The organism is Frateuria sp. (assembly GCF_035944355.1).
Taxonomy (GTDB): domain Bacteria; phylum Pseudomonadota; class Gammaproteobacteria; order Xanthomonadales; family Rhodanobacteraceae; genus Frateuria_A.
Genome location: NZ_DASZBH010000007.1, coordinates 164339 through 188340, shown reverse-complemented (window position 1 = coordinate 188340; position 24002 = coordinate 164339). Strand labels below are relative to the sequence as shown.

Below are 24002 nucleotides of genomic sequence, written 5' to 3'. Positions count from 1 at the left end.
CGCTCCGCTCGGCGCCCGCGCGGGAGCTTGTATTCGGCGGCGACATCCGGATCATGGAAAAGGCGGCGCCCCTGAAACCGCTTCGGCAAGCAGCCCATCCTTCTCCCCCGGGCCTTCCGCGATGAAGCCTTCCAAAGCGCTCGATCTGGATGCGGTCAAGGCGTTCGTCCTCACCGCCGACCTGCAGAGCTTCACGCGCGCGGCAGCCGCCCTGGCTACCACGCAGTCGGCCATCAGCCTCAAGCTGCGGCGACTGGAAGACCAACTGGGCCGGCGCTTGCTGGAGCGCACGCCGCGGCAGGTGCGTCTTTCCGCCGAGGGCGCGCTGTTCCTCGAGGCGGCCCGCTCGCTGGTCGGTGCGCACGAGCGGGCGGTGGCGTCGTTCCAGGTCGAACGGCGCCGTCTCACCGTTGGCCTCAGCCAGCTCATCGTCGGCAGCGAGCTGCCGGCGCTGCTGTGCCACATGAGCGAGCACGATCCGCAGCTGCTGCTGGAGTTGCGCGTGGCCGGGTCGCGCGAACTCATGCAGGCCTACGAAGAGGGCACGCTCGATGCCGCCCTGGTAGTGCAACCGGAAGGCCGGCATGCCCAGGGAGAAACGATCTACAAAGAGCAGTTCGCCTGGATCGGCGCGGCCGGCTGGCGGCCGCGGCCTGGCGAACCGCTGCCGCTGTCGACCCAGGGCGAATCCTGTTCCATCCGTGCCGCCGCCGTGCGTGCGCTGGACCAGGCCGGCGTGGCCTGGACCGAAGTCTTCATCGGCAAGGGCGCCGCGGTGCTCGGGGCGGCTGCCGCGGCCGGGCTCGCCATCGCGGTGCTCGCCCGCCGCGCCGCGCCGGGCGGTACCGTCGACCTGGGGCCGGCCTTGTCGCTGCCGCCGCTGCCCAGCCAGGACGTGGTGCTTTATACGGCGCTCAACGACCAGCGTTCGCGCCAGGCGCTGCACGCGCTGGCCGGCGCGTTCAGGCAACTGGCCCAGGGCTAGCGGATCAGTCGAGCCGCTGCCACACCACCTCGCCGTGGGCGCCTTCCGACGCGCCGCTGCTGGGCTTGGCGACGATGTAGGTGAGCTGGTTGCCGTCGCGGGTGTAGTGGGTGGTTGCGCCGCGGCCGTTCCAGTTGGGGAACGAGGCTTGCTCGATGTGCGTGGTCATCCGGTCGCCCCGGATGGCGATGCTGCCGTAGTGCGCGTTCACATCCAGCGACGCGGCGCGGTATTCCCCGGGCGTGCCCTTGGACTTGTCGCCCGCGGCGAACGGCATGCGCTTGGCGCGGGCGATCAGCATCATGTAATGGCCTTGCGCGTCGATCATCCAGCGGCCTTACGGGTCGTGGCCATACAGCTCGACGCGGCGCCCGTCGGGATAGACGTTATCGCAGCGGACCAGCTTCCACGCGCCGACCAGCCAGCCGGGCACCGATGCGGACATCGCGCCGGCGGCCGGCTTGGCCTGCGGCGCTGCATGCGCCGCCGTGGTGGCCAGCGCTAGGGCCGCGAGGCAGGAAAGAACGAGATTTCGATAAGCTCGCATGGCAATCCTCTTGGGTTGGGAGAGCACGCGCAGCCTAGTCGCCGCACCAAGCCGGCCAACAGGGGGCCGAACCGTATTTCAGCCATGGTCGAGTCGAATGGCTCGCTGTCCTGCTGGGCGCCGGCCAAAAAACAAAGCCCGCCGTAAAGGCGGGCTGAGTCATCTTCGATGGCGGCCGGCGCGAAATCGAACCGCCGACATGCGCTCCAAACGTTGCGTTATCCGATCGCATCCACCTCGCGCGACTGGCGGTGAAGCATCGCGAGCAAGGTGGATGGACCACGGCGCTCTTGCAGCTAGTGGAGCAGATGGGTTCCCACGCCGGCCAAGCCGCTGGCCAGTAGCACCCAGCCCATGCCGACTCTGAAACGCAACATGGCAAGCATCGCAGCAATGGCGATCAGCGCCGAAGGCCAATGCACCGTGGCCCATGCCGGCACCTCCAGGTATGCCCATCCCCACGTACGCTCGTCCACCCGACCAAAGATGGTGTGCAGGGTGAACCAGACCGAGAGGTTGAGAACCACCCCCACCACGGCAGCGGTCACGGCCGACAATGCGGCATGTAGCGCGCGGTTGCTGCGTAGCGCCTCGATGTAGGGGGCGCCTAGGAAGATCCATAGGAAGCATGGTGCAAAGGTTACCCAGGTGGTCAACACCGATCCGGCCACGCCGGCCGCCATCGGGGATAGGCCGGTCGGGTGGTAGTAGGCACCCAGAAAAGCAACGAACTGGACCACCATGATCAGCGGCCCCGGCGTGGTTTCGGCCAGCGCCAAGCCATCGAGCATCTGTCCGGGCGTGATCCAGTGAAAGCTGGCAACGGCGCGTTGCGCGATGTAGGCGAGCACCGCGTACGCGCCGCCGAAAGTGACCACCGCAGTTTGGCTGAAGAACAAGCCTTCGCGAGCCAGCGCGCTATGCCGGCCGAACAGCACCATGACGGCCAATACGGGTGTCCACCAGATGGCCAGCCAAATCAGCAGGACGCGCAGCGCACGAGCCGCGGACGGTCGGGTGTGGGTCAGTCGCCCCTGGCCGAGCAGCCGATCGATCAAGAAGTCAGAGGAGGCATCGGCCGCCGACGAGGCGGGCGAGGGGAAGCTGGCGGGCATCCACCAACGCCCCAGCAGCCCCCACAGGCCCGCGCCCAGCACGATCAGCGGGAACGAAACGCGGAAGAGGAAGATCGCGCCGAAGGCCAGCGCGGCAATCAGCATCATCGTGCGGTTCTTGAGCGCCTTGCGGCCAATCCGGATGACCGCCTCCACGACCACGGCCAGCACCGCGGCCTTCAGCCCGACGAACACGGCCAGCACCAGCGGGACCTGGCCGTAGAGGGCGTAGACGATGCTCAGGGCCAGGATCGTAAAGAAGCCCGGCAGCACGAACAGCACCCCGGCGATAAGGCCACCGACGGTACGGTGCAGCAGCCACGCGATGTAGATCGCCAGTTGGGTGGCCTCTGGCCCCGGCAGCAACATGCAGTAGTTGAGCGCATGCAGGAAACGCGCATCGCTGATCCAGCGCCGCGTGTCGACCAGCTCGCGGTGCATCAGCGCAATTTGCCCGGCCGGCCCGCCGAAGCTGAGCAGACCGATCTTGGCCCAGACCCGGGCGGCTTCGCGCAATGAAATCGACGTGGATTCCGCCTCGGCTGGGCTGGTTCGAAGGGAAGCGGCTTGATCGTTCATGGGAGATATCCGCGAGGCCACGCCTTCTCTGCGCTCAATGCACCGTGGCGCTGGCTGGCGTACCCAGTGCCGCGGGGAAGCCGCGTGCCAATGGTGTCTCGAAGTCCGCGATGCTCCGGCCAATCCTTATAGAGCGCGAGGGGGCTAGTAGTAGCTGATCAAACGTGCGCCCGCTGGCCGGCGAGGCCAGTTGACCACTGTGCCAGGATATTGCCGCGGTTGGTCGCCTCAGTGAGTGTCAGCACTTTGTATCAAAGCTCCAGCATTGCCATTAGACGGCCATCCTATTACAGACCGGATTACCGCTCCGTTCTTCAGAAAATAGAATGTTGGCGTTCCCCAATAACTGAATCCCGGCCACTTGGATTCCAAATAAGCTATAGCCATGGGTTGTGCCGGATGGGTCGCATTCCATTGGGCAATAACGGTTGGATCCAACGTCCCGTCCTGAGGAAGGATCCAAAGCGCACCCGTGGTAACCTGCTTAAGCTTATTATTATTAGATATGTCGGACACGGCTCTTTGCGTAAAATGGCATAAAGGATGCCCCACAATAACTAGACGAAAATTTCTCAGATCTATGTTTTTTGCTATAAACCTGTTGCCTTTTTTGTCCCAAACCAAAACGGCTGGGGCATCATCACGAAAGCCTTTGGCTAGCGTCACTTCCGGAATTGGTGATATTCCTGCCTCGGGGTGTTCGAGTGCAACGCGCTGAGCTCTTCCAAACATTCGCGCTTGAATAAACGCGTAAACCTCGTCGCGGTAAGCTCTCCTAGATGCTATGCCTCGTCGAGCTAGCTCGTCAACATCAAGCAAATAATCGTTAAGAATGTAGCTTTCGTTGGTGTCGGCGTAAGCTTCCATGGCCGCTCGCCGCAGTAGCTCCAGGTCTGTGCCTGGGACCTTCGTTATGGTGCTATTGGTCTGATATTTGTGGATCTGGTGATTATATATCTCCGCTATTCTTGATCTAGTTTGGCCGCCAGTCGAGTCCAAAGGTGCGCTCGCAAAGACTTGATCAATATTCGCGCGAAGTCTGGAGTAGGCCGAATCAATATCACTCGCTTCAGTGGAGTGTGCTTCAGCAATCTGTGCCGCAAAAACAGCCAGAAAGGCGCATACGAGAATCTGTGTTTTCATAACCAGAGCGCTTCGTTAAGTCGGATCCCATACTGTGGGACCCCGTGTGCGAGTGCTAGAGCGGGCCCAACAGTTTGGGCCCGCTCGAGGAGCGCTAGCAGTTAGACGTGCAGATGTACGTGTATGCGCTTTCGCAAGTACCTTTGCTCTGACAACGATAATCGTTGTGATCTGCGTAGAGCGAAGGGCTTACGGAGTCTCCCGTTGGGATAGCGTCGGGTACTGCCATTATCGCCTTGTCTTCTGGCGTGCTAACAAGTGCGCCTTTGATTAATGACGTGCTACGCTGAACGCCAAATAGGCTCAAAACGCGATAGATCTGAGATGCAGTCAATTCAGCTTGCAAGTCCGCATAACTAAAGCTGGCGAGCCCATGGTCTCCAAACGTGAGGCTATTAAGGAATCGCGCTCGCCCCTGGTCAGACAGTTGTTTGAGGGGAGAGCTTGCTGGTAGGTTGCCCACATACCAGATCAAATCGGCTTGGGACTTAATGGCGGCGGCAGCATAATCACGTTCACGCTCAAGCCTATCTCGTTTTAATAGCGCATTTATCTGGAGGCTTGAGGGGACTATTTGCGGATTGCTGGAGGACCCTCGCGACGTTTCTGCATACAAATTAGCTCCGCACAGAGACACGGTAATTGCAGCCGCAAGTAACAGTTTCATTTTCAAGGTGGCCATTTACAATCTCCTCCGTAAGACGTGATGGCACCCTCACCCCAGGTCCGCTTACTAACAGTATTGCCTGTGAAAATCAAGTCATGGGCCAAATGTTTGAAGTTGTTCGTGACGGGGTGCACCCTTAAGCATGCCAAGGATTGACGCTGCCTTGTTCGTGGCCAAGGTCAGCAAGGGGCTTTCCGAAGCACGACGGAACTGGCCAAAAGCCGCGCTTTAGCCACTTTGATGGAAACACTTCACTCTTTCATGCGTCACCGCCTGGCGGAGCAATTTGAGGTCTGGCGCCATGGTGCTGACAGCTGACGGGAGTTGCAGATGAGAAAGAGCTGACCCAGACATGCGACCACTCGGGCCCAGCCCCGATCAATAAAGCACGCGGCTGCGTAGGGTTCCCAGAATCGCCGCCATGCGCTCCTTCAACTCCAGCGCCTGCACCTCGTCGGCAGCCACGTCGATCACCACGTAGCCCACCTCGGCGTCGGTCTGCAGGAACTGCGCGTCGATGTTGATGTTGCCGGCTGAGAACAACTCGTTGATGCGCGACAGCATGCCCGGCACGTTGCGATCGATGTTCAGCAGACAGCGATTGTGCGGATGCTGGGCAGCGCTTCGACCAGGTGGCTGCCACTCCGAACGTCCTTGCATGAGCGGAGTGGGCACCAAGCGGGCACCAGAGGCTTAAGACGAAAAAGTAAAAGGGCCTGCATCGCTGCAAGCCCTTGATACTACTGGTGGCCGGGGACGGAATCGAACCGCCGACACGGGGATTTTCAATCCCCTGCTCTACCAACTGAGCTACCCGGCCGGGAAGAGGGCAGCGCGCGCGTGGCGTGCTGCGTGGAGCCGCGCATTTAAGCGGATGCGGGCGCGGGCGTCAAGGTTTGTCGGGGGCGACGTAGCCGGTCGGCTGGGCGACTTCGCCGCCGCCGAAGAAGTATTTCTCCATCTCGCCCGCGAGGAACTGGCGGGTCTTGGCCTCCAGCGGGTTGAGGCGGTATTCGTTGATCAGCATGGTCTGGTGAGCGAGCCACTGCTGCCAGGCTTGCTTGGAAACCTGTTCGTAGACGCGCTGGCCGAGCGGGCCGGGCCAGGGGGCGAAGTCGAGGCCTTCGGCGTCGATGTCGAGCTTGGCGCAGTGGACGATGCGGGGCATGGCGGTTTCCGGTGGCTGTGGTGTTCCCCGGCGCTTGCGTCGGCGAGCGCACGGTCTGCGGCGGCGGGTCCTTCGACTTCGGCCTGCGGCCTACGCTCAGGACGAACGGTTCGGGCTTCCGAACGGTGGCGGTTTCAGGGCGGGTGCGCCAGCGCGTCGAGCAGGCTGCGCACCGGGGCGGGCAGTCCCAGGCCCGGCAATTCGTCGTGGGCGCACCAGCGCAGGGTCTGATTATCGGCGATGGCGGGGTGGGCTGTCGCGCCGTCGAAGAGCAGCGGTTCCACGGCGAGGCGGTAATGGCTGAAGACGTGCACGAACGGCGCGAGCACCTGCGCGTCGTCCAGCTGTGCGTGGCCTTGCGCCAGCCGCCAAGCGGCGTCGTGGTCGGGCGCTTCGGGCAGGCTCCACAGGCCGGACCAGACGCCCTGCGGCCCGCGCCGCTGCAGCAGCACGCGCCCGCCGGCATCGCGCAGCACCAGCATGGTGGTGTGGCGCGTGGGCAGCGCCTTGCCGGGCTTGGGCGTGGGCAGCTGCGCGGTGCGGCCTTCGCGGCGCGCGATGCAGGCTTCGGAAAGCGGGCAGGCCAGGCACAGCGGGCGCGAGCGCACGCAGAGGGTGGCGCCCAGGTCCATGATCGCCTGGGTGTAATCGGCCACGCGTTCGCGCGGGGTGTGGGCCTCGGCGTGCTCCCACAGCTGCTTCTCGACCGCGCTCGTGCCCGGATGGCCTTCGATGCCATGGAAGCGCGCAAGCACGCGCTTGACGTTGCCGTCGAGGATGGGGAAGCGCAGGCCGTGCGCCTGGGCGAGGATGGCGCCGGCGGTGGAGCGGCCGATGCCCGGCAGCGCGGCGAGCGCGTCGAACTCGCGCGGCAGTTCGCCGCCATGGCGTTCCACGCACAGCTGCGCGGCGCGGTGCAGGAAGCGCGCGCGCCGGTAGTAGCCCAGGCCCGACCAGAGCGCGAACACCTGGTCCTCCGAGGCGGCGGCAAGCGCGGGCAGGGTCGGCAGCGCCTCGGTGAAGCGCAGGAAGTAGGGGATCACCGTGGCGACCTGGGTCTGCTGCAGCATCACCTCCGACAGCCACACGCGGTAGGCGTCGCGGTGTCCTTCGGGTGCCGGTGCCTGCCAGGGAAGGTCGTGGCGCCCGTGGCGGTCGAACCAGGGCAGCAGGTGGGCGGCGAGCGTGGAGGTCATCGGGACGCGCTGTCGGCGGGGGCGGGACTGCTGGCGGCGGGCGAGGGCGTGAGTTCCAGTTGCAGGCCTTCCACGCGCACGCCGCCCAGGTCGAGGGTGGTTGCGTCCAGGCTGCCGTTGCCCGGCGGCGCCGCCAGCTGCGGGCCATGCTCGTCGTGCATGTGCGTCCACCACTGCGCGATGCCCAGCGGCGGCAGGCGCAGGTCGATGTGATCGCCTGGGCCGTCAAGTTTGAGCGCCAGCAGCAGCGGATCGTTCTGGTTGGCAGGCGTGAGGCGCAGCGACATCTCGTAGCGGCCGGCGTCCGCGTGCTCCAGCGAGCCGGCCAGCGTGGCCGACGCGTCGGCGGCGCCGTGCCAGTGCGCCTCGCCGGTCAGGCGCATCGACAACGTGGCGCCATGGGTGAAGTCCAGGTCGATGTCGTTGAGCTGCAGCGCGTTGCCCTGGATGCGCGGCGTGGCGGTGAGGCGCAGCTGCATGGGCGTGCCCTCGGCGTCCTTGGCCGAAACCATCAGCGGGAACGCCCGCCCCGACAGCAGGCTGCCGGCGTCCAGCGAGAAATCGCGCAGCAGCAGCTGGTTGCCGCGCACGAGCGTGCCGCGGGCGATGCGCACGCCGGTGTCGATGCGCGGAATGTTGGGCGGGGCGTTGGCCGGCCGCGGCGGCATGCTGGACAGCCACGCCTGCAGCGCGTCCAGGTCGACCCGCGGCGCATCGATCTCCAGGCGCGAGATCACCGTGGGGCCGCCGAAAAGCGTGCGCCAGGGCAGGGCGAGGCGTCCGCTGGCGGCCAGCAGGATCGGCATGCTGGCGCCTTGACCGGTGAGGGTGAGGCCCTGCAGTTCCAGCGCCGGGCGCGGGAACAGCGTAGGGCTGGCCGGGCTGGCCAGGCTGAGCTCCAGACCGGCGGCTTGCGCCTGCTGCCGCAACATCGCGGTGAAGCGATCCGGCTGCAGCAGCAGGTAGACCGTGACCAGCAGCGCGACCAGGCCGGCGGCGAGCACCCCGGCCAGTCCCAGCAACGCGAGGCGCAACCGGCGCGTCATCGCCGCGCGCGCTCAACCACGCGCCAGCGTCGCCGGCAGCAGGCCATCGACAAAGGCACGCGCATCGAAGCTGCGCAGGTCGGTGGCGCTCTCGCCCAGGCCGACGAAGCGGATCGGCAGGCCGAACTCGCGCGCCAGCGCGAACATCACGCCGCCCTTGGCCGTGCCGTCGAGCTTGGTGACCACCAGCCCGGTCACGCCCACGATCTGCTGGAACTGGCGCACCTGGCTGACCGCGTTCTGGCCGGTGGTGCCGTCGATCACCATCAGCACCTCGTGCGGCGCGTCGGCGTCGAGCTTCTTCATCACTCGGGCGATCTTGGACAGCTCGTCCATCAGTCCGCCCTGGGTGTGCAGACGGCCGGCGGTATCGGCGACCAGCACGTCGGCGTTGCGCGAGCGGGCCGCCTGCAATGCGTCGAAGATCACGCTCGCCGCATCGGCGTCCTGGCCCTGGGCGATCACCGGCACGTTGTTGCGCTCACCCCAGGTCTTGAGCTGCGCCACGGCCGCGGCGCGGAAGGTGTCGCCGGCGGCGAGCAGCACCTGGCGGCCTTCGTCGCGCCAGCGGCGCGCCAGTTTTCCGATCGTCGTGGTCTTGCCCACGCCGTTGATGCCTACGGTGAGCACGACGAAGGGCTTGTGGCCCGCGACCTCCAGCGGCTGCTGCACCGGCAGCAGCATCGCCACCAGCGCTTCGCGCAGCGCGCCGAGCAGCGCGTCGGCGTCGGCGAACTCGCGCTTGTGCATGCGCTTGCGCAGGCCCTCGACCAGCGTGGTGCTGGCCTCCACGCCGACGTCGGCGGTGATCAGGATAGTTTCCAGCTCGTCGAGCAGGTCATCGTCGAGCTTGGGATGGCGCACGAACAGCGAGCTCAGACCCTTGGCGAAGCCGCTGCCGGCAAGCCGTTCGCGCCAGCTGCGCCTGGCCGGCGCGGGCGCGGCCACGGCGGCCGGCGGCGGTTCGTCGACCACATCCGGCTCGGCGGCGACAAGCTCGGCACGCGCCTCGTCCAGGACCGGGCTGGCGTTGTCCAGGGCGACGACGTCGGCGGCATGCGCGTCGGCGGGAGGTGTCGTGGCCTGCTCGGCGGGCTGCTCCGAAATCGTTTCGGTGGTCTTTTTCTTCCAGAACTTGAGCATCGCGGCGGCGCTTCTAAGACAATGCACGGATGCTAGCACCGGCAACCAGACTGCCCGCTGAGGGCCCATCCATCCGTGCGCGACCGCCATCGGCCGGCCGGCGCGCGGCCGCCCTGCCGGGAGCGGCAAGGGCATGAAGGGAACGCCCGGCCGCATCCGCATCATCGGCGGCACGCTGCGCAATTCGCGCCTGGACGTGCCCGACCTGCCGGGCCTGCGTCCGACCCCCGAGCGGGTGCGCGAGACGCTGTTCAACTGGCTGGCTCCGGTGCTCGCCGGCGTGCGGGCGCTGGACCTGTGCGCCGGCACCGGCGCGCTGGGCATCGAGGCGCTTTCGCGCGGGGCGGCATCCGTGCGTTTCGTCGAGCGCGATCCGCACGCGGCGCAGGCATTGCGCCAGAATCTGGCGCGGCTGAAGGCCGAAGGCGGTACGGTTGCCGTGGCCGATGCGCAGGTCTTCCTCGACGGTCCGCCCGAGCCGTTCGGCCTGGTATTCATGGATCCGCCGTTCGCCGCGGATCTCTGGGCTGCACTCGCGAGGCGGCTGGAGGACAACGGCTGGCTCGCCGCGCAGGCGTGGATCTATGTCGAATCGCCACGCGACCACGCACCCGTGCTGCCGCGCCACTGGGCGCTGCACCGCGAAGGCCGCGCGGGCGAGGTGCGCCATGCGCTCTATCGCCGCTGCTCGGAGCTTCCGTTAAGCTAGCGGCAACCTTCGCGGTGCAGCGCCTCCTAAGTGAACAAAGCTCCGGTCAACAAGCGCCTGGCCGTGTATCCAGGGACCTTCGACCCGATCACCAACGGCCACGCCGACCTGGTGACCCGCGCCGCGCCGCTGTTCGAGCGGGTGGTGGTCGCGGTGGCGGAGAGCTCCGGCAAGGGGCCGGGCTTCAGCCTGGACGAGCGCATCGCGCTGGCGCGGCTGGCGCTGGCCGACCTGCCCAACGTGGAAGTGCGCGGCTTCAACAGCCTGCTGGCCACCTTCGTCAGCGAGATCGGCGCGGGCGTGATCATCCGCGGCCTGCGCGCGGTGTCGGACTTCGAATACGAGTTCCAGCTGGCGAGCATGAACCGCCACCTGATCCCGCAGGCCGAAACGCTGTTCCTCACGCCCGCGGAGCAGTACAGCTTCATTTCGTCGTCGCTGGTGCGCGAGATCGGCCGCCTGGGCGGCGACATCTCCGGCTTCGTCCATCCGGCGGTGCAACAAGCCATGCGGCAGCGCTGGCGTAAAACCCAAATCCACTCACAGGGAGACACCCATGCGTAAGTACCTGATCGCCGCAACGCTGGCCATGGCCGGCACCCTGGCCCTCTCCGCCTGCAACAAGCAGGAGGACAACCAGCAGGCCACCCAGCAGGCCGCCGCCGCCAAGCCGACCAACCCGAACGACGCCCAGGCCTGGAACGCCTACCTCGGCCAGATCGTGCAGAACAACATGCAGGGCATGACCGCCGAGCGTCCGTATGCCTACCTGGTGCCGGCCGGCGACGACGCGGACGCCAAGGCCAAGTACGACCGCCAGATGCAGAACGTGCAGGACACCATCGCCCGCGGCGTGCTGCCGGGCAACCTGCTCGCCTTCGCCGGCCCGAGCTCGGCCAAGACCGCCGATTTCGTGATCGCCGCCTTCAAGGACGCCAAGCCCGGCTCCTTCAAGGACGTGATCGTGCTGTTCATCGGCGACCAGGCCGACAAGGACCGCGTGACGACCGCACTGCAGCCGACCGGCGCGAACGTGCGCTTCGTGGCGATGTAAGCCACGCGCGAACCGCTCGATGCGCCCGCGATGCCGACGGCATCGCGGGCGTTTTCTTTTGGGCGCAACGAAAGAGCGCCACAGGAAGTAAGGACGGCCTCTCCGCGCTACCATGCTCCGATGTCCCTGAAAATCCTCGACACCTGCGTCAACTGCGACGTCTGCGAACCCGCGTGCCCGAACAAGGCGATCTCGATGGGCGCGGACTACTACGTGATCGACCCGGCGCTGTGCACCGAGTGCGTGGGCCATCATGACGAGCCGCAGTGCATGCTGGTGTGCCCGGTCGAATGCATCGTCGTGGACGACGCGCTGGCCGAGACGCGCGAGCAGCTCGAACTCAGATACCGCCAGTTGATGGCCAAGGAGACCACCGAATGAGTCTTTATCCGCGTTGGCGCATCCTGCTGCTGAGCCTGTTGCTGACCTGCGGCGGTGCATTCGCCGCGGACCGGCCGGTAGCGGCGGCCCATGCGCCCACCGCCGCCGCGCAGGCGCAGAGGCCCGGCCACGCGGCCATCGCCAGCGCGAATTTCCTGGCCACCCATGCGGGGCTGGAAGTGATCGCCGCCGGCGGCAACGCATTCGACGCCGCGGTGGCGGTGGCGTCCACGTTGTCGGTGGTCGAACCGGAAAGTTCGGGGATGGGCGGCGGCTTCATGGCCGTGCTGCGACGCGCGAGCGACGGGCGCGAGGTGTTCATCGACGCGCGCGAAGTGGCGCCAGGGGCAGTGAACGCCAAGGACTATCTCAAGGCCGACGGCACGCCCAACCGCGACGCCGCGCTCAACGGACCGCTGTCGGCCGGCATCCCGGGCGAGCCGGCCGGCCTGGCCTGGCTGGCCGAACACTATGGCCGGCTGCCGCTGAAGCAGTCGCTGGCGCCGGCCATTCGCACCGCGCGCGACGGCTTCGAGCCGGACGGCCGCCTGCGCGATTCGATCGCCGCGCGCGCCGACGACCTCAGGCGCTGGCCCGCCTCGGCGGCAAAGTACTTCGTCGACGGCAAGCCGCCGGCGGCCGGCAAGCTCTGGCGCGACCCGGACCAGGCACGCACGATCGAGCTGCTGGCCGAGCACGGCCGTGACGGCTTCTACAAGGGCGAGGTGGCCAGGAAACTGGTCGCCGCCGTGCGCGACGCCGGCGGCAACTGGAGCGAGGCCGACCTCGCCGCCTACGGGGTGAAGGAGCGCGTGCCGATCAGCGTGGACTACCGCGGCTACCGCATCGTCACCGCGCCGCCGCCGTCTTCCGGCGGCGTCGCGGTCGCGGAGATCCTCAACATCCTGCGTGGCGTGGAAACCGAGAAGCTCGACCGCGCGCACCGCATCCACTACGTGATCGAGGCGATGCGCCGCGCTTTCCGCGACCACAACGACTACCTGGGCGATCCGGACTTCGTGAAGATGCCGCTGGACATGCTGCTCTCGCCGTACTACGCCGACGGCCTGCGCCAGAGCATCCTGCCCGACAAGGCCACGCCTTCCTCGATGCTGCCCTCGAGCGCGGCGCGCGACCCGGGCCCGCACACCACCCATTTTTCGATCATCGACAAGGACGGCAACATGATCGCCGTGACCTCGACGGTGAACTACACGCTGGGCTCCACCTTCGTGGCCGCCGGCACCGGCGTGCTGCTCAACGACGAGATGGACGACTTCGCGCTGGTGCCCAACAAGCCCAACGTGTACGGCCTGCTCGGCAGCACGGCCAACGCGCCCAAGCCGGGCAAGCGCATGCTTTCCTCGATGACGCCCAGCCTGGTGATCGGCGCCGACCGCACGGCGGTGATCGGCTCGCCCGGCGGCTCGACCATCATCACGCAGGTGCTGGAGGGCATCCTCGCCTTCATCGACGGCAGGGACGCCAGCGACATCGTGGCGCAGAAGCGCTACCACCACCAGTTCATGCCCGACCGCGTGGACGTGGAGCCGGGCGTGTTCGACGCGGCCACCACCGGAGAGCTCGAACGCATGGGCTACACGCTGCATCCGCGCGAGCCCTGGGGCTTCATGAACGTGGTCACCTGGGACCACCGCGACAACAAGCTCGACGCGGCCAGCGATCCACGCAGGCCGTCGGGGCTGGGTAAGGTGCAGTAGGGCGGGCTGGCTTTTCGCAAGACCTCCCCCATTCGCCTGTCGGCAGCTTCCCCGTAAACGGGGGAAGGCTCGCTCAGGGGCGTCATGCTCGATCCTTCCCCGTTTACGGGGCAGGCTCGCTCAGGGGGCATCTCGCTCGACCCTGCCCTCGTTTGCCGGGGCAGGCGCCCGAGGGCGGATGGGGAGGCCCTGCGAAGGGCCTCGGCAGACATTGCCGGCCCCCCTGCGTAGAATCCCCAGGGGCATTCTTCAGGTACAGGGCGACACCCATGCAGCTGTGGTCCCTCGAGGGCAACACGCAGAAACTCGATGGCGGCGCGATGTTCGGCAACGCGCCCAAGGCCATGTGGGCGCGCTGGATCGAGCCGGACGCGGAAAACCGCATCCCGCTCGCCTGCCGCTGCCTGCTGGTCAGGGACCTGGACGGCCGCAACGTGCTGTTCGAAACCGGCATCGGCGCGTTCTTCGAGCCTAAGCTGCGCGAACGCTACGGCGTGGTGGAGGACCGCCACGTGCTGCTCGAATCGCTGGCCGAAGCCGGCCTCTCGCACGAGGACATCGATGCCGTGGTGCTCTCGCACCTGCATTTCGACCACGCCGGCGGCCTGCTGGCGACGTGGGCCGAAGGCGAACCGCCACGGCTGCTGTTCCCCAACGCCACTTTCCTGGTCGGCGCCGAGCACTGGCGGCGCGCGCAGTCGCCGCATCCGCGCGACCGCGCCTCGTTCATCCCGGAACTGGCCGGCCTGCTCGAGGCGAGCGGGCGGCTGGAGCGGGTCGAGGGCGAGCATTCGCGGACGCTGGGCCGCGCGGTCCGCTTCCATTTTTCCGACGGCCACACGCCCGGGCTGATGCTGGCCGAGGTCGGCGGCGTGGTGTTCTGCGCCGACCTGATTCCCGGCCGCTCCTGGGTGCACCTGCCGATCACCATGGGCTACGACCGCGCGCCGGAAACCCTGATCGACGAGAAGCGCGCGTTCCTCGAGGACAAGCTGGCCCGCGGCGTACAACTGTTCTTCACGCATGACCACGCCTGTGCGCTGGCGCGGGTGACCCGCGACGAGCGCGGGCGCTTCGGTACCGCGGACGAGAAGGCGCGCCTGCGCGGCGAGCCTGCCGTTGGGACCGCCGGGTGAACCGGCCTGCGCGTATCGGCACGCGTGCCTTGCTGCTGCGCGGGAGCGGCGCGGTGCTGCTCATCGCCGGCCTGGGCACGGCTGCGATCACCGAGCGCGGCCTGCTGGTGCATCACCTGGCCGCGGCGCGCCATGGCGGCGATATCGTCGAAGCCGGCTCGCAGGGCCCGCAGCCGGGGCTGCATGGCAGCATGGTGCTGGTATCGGGCACGCCCGAGGTGGTCGAGGCGCCACGCGATCCCGACTTCAACTTGAGCGTCCCGGCGCCGGTGCTGGAGCGCCACGTGGAAATGTTCCAGTGGCGCGAGGTGCGGGTAAGCACCGACCTGCACTACGAACTGGACTGGTCCGAAGAGCTGCAGGACCCGGGCAAGTTCCGGCAGCCGCGCGGCCACGCCAACCCCGGCACCATGCCGCTGAAGAGCGAGCGTTTCGAGGCGGGCATGGTGCGCGTCGGCGGCTTCGCGCTGGGGCCGCTGCTGGTTCACGCGCTGCCCGGCTCGCAGGCGGTGGCTCCCGATCCGTCGAAGCTTCCGGCCAACCTGGCGGCGAGCTTCAGCCTGTACCACGACTACCTGACCACCAGCGCGGATCCCGGTTCGCCGCGGCTGGGCGACATCCGGGTGAGCTGGCAGGCGGTGCCGCTGCAGCCGGTGACGATCCTGGCGCGGCTGGACGGCGACCGGCTGGTGCGCGCCAGCAAGGCGGACGACGGCCAGGGCTACCAGGTGCAGGTCGGCGTGCGTTCGCTCAGCGACGTGCTGCCGGACGTGCCCGAGCCGCCCGAATTCACCATGGCGCGCCGTGGCGCGGCGATCGTGCTGGCCGCACTGGGATCGTTCCTGCTGCTGTGGGAACGTCGCCGCCGCGTGAGCGATCCGCTGCTGGCGCTGGCCGTGGGCGTGACCACGATCGGCGCGGTGTCCTGCGCTTCCTGGCTGGGCGGCGACTGGCCGCCGGTGCTCAACTGGTTCGCAGTGACCGCGGCCGGCGTGCTGGTGGTGGCGCTGCTGCACCGGCGCACCGGGCGGGCCGGCCGGGCGTAGCCTTGCCGCAAGAGGGCGGAACGCTCGCGGGTGGCGCCGTCAGGCCGCGGCCGCCGGCGCCTTCGGGTCGGCGAAGGCGTACACCTGGTCAGCCCACTGGGTCGCCTCCAGGTAGATCGCGGCCATGCGCTGGATCTGCTGCGGCTGGACCTGGCCGCTGAGCTGGCCCGCCTCCCAGGCGTGGATCTGCTCCAGCAGCGGGCCGAACGGGCCGCCGCCGCCGACCAGCGCGTCGCGGATCTCCGGCACCAGCGGCAGCTGCGCCAGCACGAACTCCATCGGCGCGCACATCAGCGTGTCCAGCAGCGAGAACAGGCCGACGGTGAAGGCCATTTCCTTCTGCTGGCGCGGCATGTTGCCGGCCAGCTGTTCGCACATGTGCGCGCGGATCAGCGCGGTGCGCAAAAGCTCCGGCGGACGGTCGTCCATGCCGCCCAACGACATGGTGTAGATCCAGTTGCGCATGCGCGTGACGCCGAAGAAGATCGCCGCCTGCTGCACGGATTTCAGCTGCTTGGGCAGGCCGAAATAGGCCGAGTTCACGCAGCTAAGGAGCTTGTAGGAAAGGATCGCGTCGTTGCGGATGATGTCGCCCAGTTCGACCGGGCCGGGGCTGTTCTCTTGCAGCTCGCGCATCAGGCGCAGCATCGACAGGCGGTTGGCCGAGAGCACCGGCACCTCGACCTGGTCGGGAATCAGCAGGTAGCGGCCCTGGATCGCCTGCAGCGGCAGCTCCAGGCAGCGCTGGTAGGTGGCGTGGTCGTCCACTTGCCCCGCGACCACCCAGATGCCGCGCTCGTGCAGGTGTTCGGCGCGCTCGCGCAATTGCTCGGGCGTGAGCGCCTTGGCGTCCAGCCGCACGAACTGCACCATCTGGACCAGCGCCTCGATCGCCACGGAGCCGTGCAGGTCGGTCGCGCCGGCGTCGTACATCAGCAGGCAGCCGCGCTGGGCCATCTTCTGCAGGCGCTCCATCAGCTCGGCGTCCTCGGCCATGGCCGGCTGCAGCACCACGCCGAAGCGCGGCTGGTGCAGCAGGACGTCGGTCTGCTCCAGCAGCAGCTCGCGCGACAGGGTGAGGAAGGTGCGGTTGCCGCGCACCAGCCGGGTCAGCGCGCCATCGGCCAGGGTCGAGAGCACGCGCTGCATCAGCTCCTGCTCGTCGCCGGCGTGGCGGTGGAACATCACCTCGTAGGCGAACAGCTCGCGCTTCTGGTCCAGCATCGGCACCCGCACCACCGGCAGGGGCATTTCGCGGTTGCCGGCGAGGCGGGACTGGGCGGAAGCGGCGGTATCGCTCATGGCTTTGATCTGCTTGCGGGCGGGCCCGCCTTGGGTTGGATCGCCACCGGCCCTGCGGCCCGGTGTCCGTAAGGCTTGTCGTTCGTTCGTCAGGCCGAGGCCAGGTGGTGCGAGCGCAGCGCCATGCGCACCTCGCCAGCCGGGCCGTAGAGCCCCTTGGCGTCGCCGCCCTGGCCGGCCAGCACGGCCAGCGCTTCGCGCACCTGGGTCAGCCGTTGGCTGACCAGGCTGCCGTTGCGCTGGTTCAGTTCATGGCAGCGCTTGAGCTCCTCGAGCACTTCGCGCCAGCGCGCTTCCACGCGCGCGGCGGCGGCCGGCTCCAGCTTGAGCATCTGCACCCGCTCGGCATCCAGCTGTTCCAGTTGCCGCATCAACGCCTGCTTGCGCTCCCCGGCGCGATCCAGCGCGAGCGCGTCGGCGGCGATCAGCGCCTCGCGTTCGTCGGCCAGGGTCGCGGCAAGCTCGGTGACGGACCGGCCGAGGTCCTCCACCACCGCGGCCAGCGCGGCTTCGAGCTCGTGATGCAGCAGTTTGCCCATGGCTGGATTACGGCTTGGCGGCGCCGGCGATCTGCGTGTCGAGCGCGATCATCTTGTCGGCGATGCGGGTCGGGTTTACCTGGTAGCTGCCGTCGGCGATCGCCTTGCGGATCTGCTCGACCCGCTTGGTGTCGATCGCGGCGTTGCCGTCGACCTTGGCGGCGTCCTGCAGGGCGCGCGCCGAATCGGTCAGGCGGACGCTGTCGTCCGTGCCCGGCACGCTGGCGGGAGCGTCACTGGCCGTGCCGCCGGTGCCGGTAGCCGTGCTGTTGGTCTGGCTGCCCGGTGCCTGGGGCAGGAGCGGCAAGCCGTTGTTGGAAATGGTCGTGTTCATCGGTCCTTCTCGAGTCGGTTAGGCCCTGTCCCTAGGGGAATCGGCCGGGGCGCGGGAAACTTTAGTCCGTTCCAGTGTTTCGGTTCCTGCGGTTCGTTCAGGGAAGCGCCACCACCACGCCGGGGGCGCGTACGACGGCATCCACCACGCGCCCGGAACTGCCGTTGCGCACGCGCAGCCGGGCGCCCGAATCGCCGCCACCCAGCGCGGTGCCCTCGGCGCGCACCGCGATGCCGTCCAGTTCGGCCACCAGCTGCACGTGGTCGCCGGCGCGCACCATCTGCCGCCCGCCCAGCGCGCCGGGCGTGAGCACGCTGCCGGCGGCGAGCGGCCGCGACAGGCTGCGCTCTGCGATCTGGTCCATGTTGTCGATGTAGCCGTAGGGCAGGCGCGCGACGTCGCGCTCCTCGGCGTGCACGTCGGCCGCCACGATGCCGTCGCCGCGGACCAGCGGCCGGCTGGCCACCAGCACCTGGCGCCAGACCGACAACGTCACCGGCACGCGCACGTTCCAGCCGTCGGCCGCCGGGCAACGCACCAGCACGCTCAGCCGGGGCGCGATGCGGTCGCCGCCGGGCAGGCTCGCCTGCAGCGGTGCGGCGCAGTCGGCGATGCGCAGGCGTGCATCGAGCGGGTCGGACTTCACTTCGATGCGGCTGCCCGGCGCGGCGAAGTGCTGCTGCACGTAGCGCTCGGCCTGGCCGCGCACATCCGCTTCCGACGGCGACGCGGCCAGGGCCGGGAGAGCCGTCCCCAGCAGCGCGAGCAGCAGGCAGCGGCGCGGCAGCGTCATCAGGCCTGTGCCAGCAAGGCGGCCAGCTGGCCGACCAGCGCCTCGCGGTCGGCCTCCAGCCGCTGGCTGATCTGCCGGGCCTGGTCGAGCTGGCCGTTGACCAGCAGGCCGACGAAGGCGTTGCCGTGCTCGGACAGGCGCGTGCCCGCCTCGCTCAGCGCGCTGGCGGCCGGATGCTGCGGATGCTGCGCGGCCAGCCGGCGCACGGTGCGGTCCAGCGCCTCGGTGTCGAACCAGCGCCGGTCCAGCGCGCCGGGCTCCAGCAACGCCAGTTCCATCGCCTGGCGAATGCCCTGCGCCGACTCGCGCACGGTCAGGCTGAGGCTGGCCGGGTCGTTGCCGGCCTCGTGTTCCAGCCAGCCCAGCGCCAGGCGATGGGCCAGCAGCGCGGCGCGGCTGAGCGCCTCGCTCTGCCGGCGCGCCTCGGTGCTGCGCCGCTGCAGCGCGCCCAGCGAGGCCTGCGCCGCGGCGGCGCGCGCCTGCTGCACGTCCTGGCCCTGGCGCAGCTGGGCGACCTTCTCGCTGGCGCCGGCCAGCGCCTCGCCGCTCTGGCGCATGGCGCCATCGGCCTGGCTCACGCCGGCCTGCGCCTGCTCCAGCCGCTGCATGCCCTGCTGCACGTCGCCGTCCAGTTGCTGCGAGAACTCGCCGATCGAACCGGTGACGGTCTCGATCTCGGTGGTGGCCTGGGTGGTCTTCTCGGCCAGTTGCTTGACCTCGTCGGCGACCACCGCGAAACCGCGGCCGGCCTCGCCCGCACGGGCCGCTTCGATCGCGGCGTTGAGCGCGACCAGGTTGGTCTGGTGGGCGATCTCCTGCACCACGCCGGTGAGCTTGCGAATCTGCTCCACCTGCTCGGCCAGGCGTGCCTGGTTGCGGTTCATCGCCGACAGCGCGCTGCGCAGCAGGCGCAGCTGGCCATCGAGTTCGCGCACGCCGGCGCTGCCACTCTGGCGCGTCTGTTCGACCTGCGTCAAAGCGGCGGCGACCTGCTGCAGCGCCGTCGAGATTCCGGCGCTGGCGTCCGTCAAGCGGCCGACGCCGTCGCGGCTTTCCTGGCTGGCCTTGTCCAGGGCGGACTGCTCGCGTCCCAGCATCTGCGCCGCTGCCAGCACCAGGCCCTGCTGTTCGAGGGTCTGCAGCGCCAACGCCGCGGGCTGGCCGGCATGGAGGCGGGCCAGCAGCGGCGACAGCACGCGGGCCGCCGCCGGATGCTGGAGGGACAACTGTTCGAGGCGTGCCTCGTCGCCAGCGGCGGCCGCTTGGACCAGCGCGGCCAGGGACTGGCTACGGATCAGGCTCATGGAGATGCGGTTTCCTGCGAATGAGTGTTCAGGACATCGTCTGGATGCGTCGAAACTTGAACAAGCAACGCGTGTGCCAGTGGGGGCGGGGAATGGGGAACGGGGAATGGGGAATGGGGAATGGGGAATGGGGAATGGGGAACGAATTGCTCAAGGCCAGGGGCCTCCTGCCGATACGCGGGGACGGGCCTGGCCCGCCTATTCAACTGGAGTGATGCATGGCCGGCGCCCTGCTGGAAAACGTCGAACGCCAGACCCGCCTCGCGGGGCACAACCGCGTGGCGATGCTGCTGTTCCGCCTGGGCGAGCCACAGCTGTTCGCGATCAACGTATTCAAGGTGCGCGAGGTGCTGCGCCGGCCGCCGCTGGAACGCATGCCTGGCGCGCACGCGCTGATCGCCGGCAGCTGCGACTACCGTGGGCAGACCATTCCGGTGATCGACCTGGCCGCGGCGCTGGGCTATCCGCCGCTGATCGACGAGCCCTCCGCGCACCTCATGGTCACCGAGTTCAGCCGCTCGATGCAGGGTTTCCTGGTGTCGGACCTGCAGCACATGGTGCATTGCGAGGGCGCATCCCTGGTGGCGCCCAGCAGCGCGCTGGGCTTCGGCTCGCGGGTCAACGCGGTGACGCGCATCAACGGCGCGCTGGTCGCGGTGGTCGACGTGGAGCACGTGCTGGCCAGCATCGACGCCTCGCCGCACGAGCTCTCGGCGCAGATGCAGCGCGCCGCCGGCGCCCATCCGCTGAGCCCGCGCCGGGTGCTGGTGGCGGACGATTCGCTGATCGCACGTCGCCGCCTGGTCAGCCTGTTCAAGCAGATGAACATCGAGTGCGTGGTGGCGCAGGACGGCCGCGAGGCGCTGGACCGCCTGCACGAACTGGCCGCGCTACCGCCGGAGGAAGGCGTCAGGCTGGTGGTGTCCGACATCGAGATGCCGCAGCTGGACGGCTACGCGCTCACCCGCGCGATCCGCGAGACGCCCACGCTGCGCCGCCTGAAGGTGGTGCTGCACAGCTCGCTCTCGGGCCTGTTCAACGAGGCGATGGTGCGCGAGGTCAACGCCGACCGCTTCGTCGCCAAGTTCCAGCCGGATCTGCTGGCGCAGGCGGTGATCGATCTGCTGCCGGACGAGGCGACGGACTGACGCCCCCTCTCCTCCGACGCGGCCGGAGGAAAGGGTAGGCCCACGGCGGCGTCGGAAATCCGTCTCCGCCCTTGAAGCCGCGTAAGGGTGGAAACCCGGACCACGCGCAAAGCCTGCTGCGGCAAGGCTTAGCGCGCCCATGGCACACAACTTGCCTCCAGCCCCGTGCGGACGTATCGACCCGCGCGGAGGCAAGCGATGAGCCAACCCATCGACAACCTGTTCGGCATGCACACCGGCGCGCTCGCGCTGTGGCAGCGCCGTACCGAGGTGCTGGCCAGCAACCTGGCCAATGCCGACACCCCCGGCTATCTCGCCCGCGACGTCGACTTCCGCAAGGCACTGGCCGCCGCCGGCGGCAGCGGCGACGGCAGCCTGCCGCTGGCCGCACCCACGCCCGGCCAGATCGACCCGGTCGCCCAGGCGCGCGACACGCTTGCCTACCGCGTGCCCACCCAGCCCAGCATGGACGGCAACACCGTCGACGCGCAGCAGGAGCAGGCCGCCTTCGCCGCCAACGGCGTGCATTACCAGGCGAGCCTGGCCTTCATCACCGCGCAGATCCGCATGCTGCGCACGGCGATCACCGGAGGCCAGGGCTGATGTCCCTCTTCAATATCTTCAACGTCGCCGGCTCAGGCATGGCGGCGCAATCCACCCGGCTCAACACGGTCGCCAGCAACCTGGCCAACGCCGACAGCGTGGCCAGCACGCCGCAGGCAGCCTACCGCGCCAAGGAGCCGCTGTTCGCGGCGATCCGCAACGGCCTGGACGGCAAGCCGGCCGAGGCCGGCAGCGAGGGCGTCAAGGTGCTCGGTGTCACCGAAAGCCCCAACGCGATCACCAGTCGCTACGAGCCGGGCAACCCGATGGCCGACGCCGACGGCTACGTCTACCAGAGCAACGTCAACCCGGTGGACGAGCTGGTCAACATGATCTCGGCCTCGCGCTCCTACCAGAACAACGTCGAAGTGATGAACACCGCGCGCCAGCTGATGCAGAAGACGCTGGACCTGGGGAAATAAGGAACGGCCATGAGCGACATCGCAGTCAATTCCTCGGGCTCCGCCGGCGCCGACGTGCAGTCCGCAAAGAAGGACAACAAGACGCTCAGCCAGGCGGACTTCCTGAGCCTGCTGATCCAGCAGATGCGCAACCAGGACCCGACCCAGCCGATGGATTCCTCGCAGATGGTCAGCCAGCTCGCCCAGATCAACCAGGTCTCGGCCACGCAGAACCTGCAGACCTCCTTCGACGCACTCTCCAAGTCGATGCAGGGCAACCAGTTGCTGCAGGCCTCCAGCATGGTCGGCCACAGCGTCACCGTGCCTTCGGCGGTCGGCAAGCTGCAGGGCGGGGCGCTGGACGGGGCGGTCAACATTCCCGACGGCGGCGGGCGCACCTTCGTGCGCATCACCGACGCCGCCGGCAACGTGGTGCGGACGATGGATCTCGGCACGCAGATAGCGGGCCTGGCCGATTTCCATTGGAACGGCGTGGGCGACGACGGCCAGCCGTTGCCGCCGGGTACCTATGGCCTGTCCGCGCAGGTGGGTACCGCCGCGGCGGCGACCTACGTCAGCGGCAAGGTCGCCGGCGTGGGCATGACCGGCGCCGACGGCGCCTACCTGGACGTGGATGGCTTCGGCGGCGTGCTGCTGAGCCAGGTCGCGCGCGTCAACTAGAACATCAATCCATCCCACCCAACGGGGAACACCGATGGCTTTCAATATCGCGCTGAGCGGCCTGAACGCGGCTTCCAAGGACCTGGAAGTCACCGCCAACAACATCGCCAACACCGGCACCACCGGCTTCAAGGGCTCGCGCGCGGAGTTCGCGGAGCTCTACAACTCCGCCGGCCGCAACCTGTCGGCCACCGCCATCGGCAGCGGCGTGCGGCTGGCCGAGGTGGCGCAGCAGTTCGGCGCCGGCAACGTGGAGAACACCGGCAACAGCCTGGACTTCGCGCTCAACGGCGACGGCTTCTTCACCCTGCGCGACGGCAAGGGCTATGCCTACACCCGCGCCGGCGCGTTCCAGCAGGACGCCAACGGCTACGTGGTCAATGCCAGCGGCCAGCACCTGCAGGTGTTTCCGCCCGCGGGCAACGGCTTCGACACCAGCACGCTGGTCGACCTGCAGATGACCACTGCGCAGAGCGCGGCCAAGGCCACCGGCAGCGTGCAGATGTCGCTGAACCTGCCCTCCGATGCGACCGGGCCGACCACCACGCCGTTCAGTCCCACCGACGCGCAGAGCTACAACCAGGCCACGCCGTTCACCGCCTACGACTCGCTGGGCGCCAGCCACAATGGCACCGTCTACTTCGTCAAGCAGCCCGCTGCCAACACCTGGAACGCCTACCTGTACGTCGATGGCGTCTCGGCCGGCGCGCCGCAGGCGGTTTCCTTCACCAGCAGCGGCGCGCTGGCCACGCCGGCCGGCGGCAAGCTCAACTTCCCGGCGATGTCGGTCAGCCCGGGCGCCAACCCGCTGACGCTCTCGCTGGACCTTTCCAAGGCCACGCAGTTCGGCAACAGCTATTCGCTGAGCGCGATCAACCAGGACGGCTATCCCAGCGGCACGCTCTCGAGCATCGACGTGTCCAGCCAAGGGGTGGTGCAGGCGAAGTATTCGAACGGCCAGTCCACTGCGCTGGGCCAGCTCGCGCTGGCCAACTTCAGCAACTTGAACGGTCTGCGCCAGCTGGACAACACCAACTGGGCGGCCTCGTTCGACTCGGGCGCGCCGGTGATGGGCGCAGCCGGCCAGGGCACTTTCGGCGCCGTGCAGTCGGGCGCGCTGGAGGCTTCCAACACCGCCGACCTCACCGCGCAACTGGTGAACATGATCAAGGCGCAGCGCAACTACCAGGCCAACGCCCAGGTGATCTCCACCGACGACAAGCTGACCCAGACCATCATCAACATCCGCAACTGACGCGGG

The 24002-nt window shown here is 68.2% G+C and carries 26 protein-coding genes, 1 tRNA gene and 1 pseudogene; 13 read left to right on the top strand and 15 right to left on the bottom strand.

Going from position 1 to position 24002, the window contains the following annotated elements; genetic code table 11:
- Positions 1-121 precede the first annotated feature (121 nt).
- Positions 122-985: a LysR family transcriptional regulator gene (locus VGU03_RS04480; protein ID WP_327478961.1), complete on the top strand. Its 864-nt coding sequence runs from the start codon at positions 122-124 to the stop codon at positions 983-985.
- 4 nt (positions 986-989) lie between these two features.
- On the opposite strand, the gene VGU03_RS04475 is transcribed toward VGU03_RS04480, so the two are convergent.
- From VGU03_RS04475 to ftsY, 10 genes and pseudogenes are all read right to left on the bottom strand, one after another.
- The gene (locus VGU03_RS04475) at positions 990-1313 is read right to left on the bottom strand and encodes a lipocalin-like domain-containing protein (RefSeq protein ID WP_327478960.1); all 324 of its coding nucleotides are present in this window, start codon (positions 1311-1313) and stop codon (positions 990-992) included.
- A gap of 9 nt (positions 1314-1322) precedes the next feature.
- Positions 1323-1532 (bottom strand): hypothetical protein, encoded by a 210-nt coding sequence (locus VGU03_RS04470; RefSeq protein ID WP_327478959.1) that lies wholly within the window; start codon positions 1530-1532, stop codon positions 1323-1325.
- A gap of 296 nt (positions 1533-1828) precedes the next feature.
- Positions 1829-3226 carry a chromate efflux transporter gene (gene chrA / locus VGU03_RS04465; protein ID WP_327478957.1) on the bottom strand — a complete coding sequence of 466 codons (1398 nt, stop codon included), beginning with the start codon at positions 3224-3226 and terminating at the stop codon, positions 1829-1831.
- Positions 3227-3454: 228 nt separating this feature from the next.
- Positions 3455-4369: a hypothetical protein gene (locus VGU03_RS04460; protein ID WP_327478955.1), complete on the bottom strand. Its 915-nt coding sequence runs from the start codon at positions 4367-4369 to the stop codon at positions 3455-3457.
- 1045 nt (positions 4370-5414) lie between these two features.
- Positions 5415-5630 (bottom strand): annotated as a pseudogene (locus tag VGU03_RS04455) (phosphoglycerate dehydrogenase); the annotation flags it as partial.
- Between the two features lie 150 nt (positions 5631-5780).
- Positions 5781-5856, bottom strand: a tRNA-Phe gene (locus VGU03_RS04450).
- Positions 5857-5925: 69 nt separating this feature from the next.
- Positions 5926-6204 carry an oxidative damage protection protein gene (locus VGU03_RS04445; RefSeq protein WP_327478954.1) on the bottom strand — a complete coding sequence of 93 codons (279 nt, stop codon included), beginning with the start codon at positions 6202-6204 and terminating at the stop codon, positions 5926-5928.
- A 134-nt stretch (positions 6205-6338) separates the two neighbouring features.
- Positions 6339-7400: an A/G-specific adenine glycosylase gene (gene mutY, locus VGU03_RS04440; RefSeq protein ID WP_327478953.1), complete on the bottom strand. Its 1062-nt coding sequence runs from the start codon at positions 7398-7400 to the stop codon at positions 6339-6341.
- Positions 7397-8446 (bottom strand): AsmA family protein, encoded by a 1050-nt coding sequence (locus tag VGU03_RS04435; RefSeq protein ID WP_327478952.1) that lies wholly within the window; start codon positions 8444-8446, stop codon positions 7397-7399. Before VGU03_RS04435 ends, mutY begins: the two co-directional genes overlap by 4 nt.
- A gap of 12 nt (positions 8447-8458) precedes the next feature.
- Positions 8459-9754 carry a signal recognition particle-docking protein FtsY gene (ftsY, locus tag VGU03_RS04430; protein ID WP_414655929.1) on the bottom strand — a complete coding sequence of 432 codons (1296 nt, stop codon included), beginning with the start codon at positions 9752-9754 and terminating at the stop codon, positions 8459-8461.
- Here ftsY and rsmD point away from each other — a divergent pair.
- From rsmD to VGU03_RS04395, 7 genes are all read left to right on the top strand, one after another.
- Positions 9723-10298 (top strand): 16S rRNA (guanine(966)-N(2))-methyltransferase RsmD, encoded by a 576-nt coding sequence (gene rsmD / locus VGU03_RS04425; RefSeq protein WP_327478950.1) that lies wholly within the window; start codon positions 9723-9725, stop codon positions 10296-10298. The two genes, ftsY and rsmD, sit on opposite strands and share 32 nt — an antisense overlap.
- Positions 10299-10328: 30 nt before the next feature.
- A complete protein-coding gene (gene coaD / locus VGU03_RS04420; RefSeq protein WP_327478949.1) occupies positions 10329-10862 on the top strand; it encodes a pantetheine-phosphate adenylyltransferase in 534 nt (177 codons plus the stop codon).
- Positions 10855-11352 (top strand): hypothetical protein, encoded by a 498-nt coding sequence (locus VGU03_RS04415; RefSeq protein ID WP_327478948.1) that lies wholly within the window; start codon positions 10855-10857, stop codon positions 11350-11352. Before coaD ends, VGU03_RS04415 begins: the two co-directional genes overlap by 8 nt.
- Positions 11353-11472: 120 nt before the next feature.
- Positions 11473-11733 (top strand): YfhL family 4Fe-4S dicluster ferredoxin, encoded by a 261-nt coding sequence (locus VGU03_RS04410; protein WP_327478947.1) that lies wholly within the window; start codon positions 11473-11475, stop codon positions 11731-11733.
- Positions 11730-13454 (top strand): gamma-glutamyltransferase, encoded by a 1725-nt coding sequence (gene ggt, locus VGU03_RS04405; protein ID WP_327478946.1) that lies wholly within the window; start codon positions 11730-11732, stop codon positions 13452-13454. The genes VGU03_RS04410 and ggt overlap by 4 nt, the downstream gene beginning before the upstream one ends.
- Before the next feature lie 269 nt (positions 13455-13723).
- Entirely contained in the window at positions 13724-14590 is an 867-nt protein-coding gene (locus VGU03_RS04400; protein WP_327478945.1) for an MBL fold metallo-hydrolase, read from the top strand.
- Positions 14587-15636 (top strand): TMEM43 family protein, encoded by a 1050-nt coding sequence (locus VGU03_RS04395; RefSeq protein WP_327478943.1) that lies wholly within the window; start codon positions 14587-14589, stop codon positions 15634-15636. The genes VGU03_RS04400 and VGU03_RS04395 overlap by 4 nt, the downstream gene beginning before the upstream one ends.
- A 39-nt stretch (positions 15637-15675) precedes the next feature.
- Here the strand turns inward: VGU03_RS04395 and VGU03_RS04390 are convergent, their stop codons facing one another.
- The 5 genes from VGU03_RS04390 to VGU03_RS04370 form a co-directional block, all read right to left on the bottom strand.
- A complete protein-coding gene (locus VGU03_RS04390; protein ID WP_327478941.1) occupies positions 15676-16938 on the bottom strand; it encodes an EAL and HDOD domain-containing protein in 1263 nt (420 codons plus the stop codon).
- An 89-nt stretch (positions 16939-17027) separates the two neighbouring features.
- Positions 17028-17477 carry a flagellar protein FlgN gene (locus VGU03_RS04385; protein WP_327478940.1) on the bottom strand — a complete coding sequence of 150 codons (450 nt, stop codon included), beginning with the start codon at positions 17475-17477 and terminating at the stop codon, positions 17028-17030.
- A gap of 7 nt (positions 17478-17484) precedes the next feature.
- Positions 17485-17811, bottom strand: a complete 327-nt coding sequence (gene flgM, locus VGU03_RS04380; RefSeq protein ID WP_327478939.1) for a flagellar biosynthesis anti-sigma factor FlgM — start codon at positions 17809-17811, stop codon at positions 17485-17487.
- A gap of 97 nt (positions 17812-17908) precedes the next feature.
- Positions 17909-18604 (bottom strand): flagellar basal body P-ring formation chaperone FlgA, encoded by a 696-nt coding sequence (gene flgA, locus VGU03_RS04375; protein WP_327478938.1) that lies wholly within the window; start codon positions 18602-18604, stop codon positions 17909-17911.
- Entirely contained in the window at positions 18604-19908 is a 1305-nt protein-coding gene (locus VGU03_RS04370; protein WP_327478937.1) for a methyl-accepting chemotaxis protein, read from the bottom strand. Before VGU03_RS04370 ends, flgA begins: the two co-directional genes overlap by 1 nt.
- A gap of 218 nt (positions 19909-20126) precedes the next feature.
- On the opposite strand from VGU03_RS04370, the gene VGU03_RS04365 reads away from it, so the two are divergent.
- The 5 genes from VGU03_RS04365 to flgE all read left to right on the top strand — a co-directional run bounded on the left by VGU03_RS04365 (position 20127) and on the right by flgE (position 23996).
- Positions 20127-21056 (top strand): chemotaxis protein, encoded by a 930-nt coding sequence (locus tag VGU03_RS04365; RefSeq protein WP_327478936.1) that lies wholly within the window; start codon positions 20127-20129, stop codon positions 21054-21056.
- Positions 21057-21254: 198 nt separating this feature from the next.
- Entirely contained in the window at positions 21255-21659 is a 405-nt protein-coding gene (gene flgB / locus VGU03_RS04360) for a flagellar basal body rod protein FlgB (RefSeq protein WP_327478934.1), read from the top strand.
- Complete coding sequence (gene flgC, locus VGU03_RS04355; RefSeq protein WP_091339302.1) at positions 21659-22081, top strand: flagellar basal body rod protein FlgC; 423 nt, start codon at positions 21659-21661, stop codon at positions 22079-22081. Before flgB ends, flgC begins: the two co-directional genes overlap by 1 nt.
- A gap of 9 nt (positions 22082-22090) precedes the next feature.
- Entirely contained in the window at positions 22091-22741 is a 651-nt protein-coding gene (locus VGU03_RS04350) for a flagellar hook assembly protein FlgD (protein WP_327478932.1), read from the top strand.
- A 34-nt stretch (positions 22742-22775) separates the two neighbouring features.
- Positions 22776-23996 (top strand): flagellar hook protein FlgE, encoded by a 1221-nt coding sequence (gene flgE / locus VGU03_RS04345; RefSeq protein ID WP_327478931.1) that lies wholly within the window; start codon positions 22776-22778, stop codon positions 23994-23996.
- Positions 23997-24002: the final 6 nt, after the last annotated feature.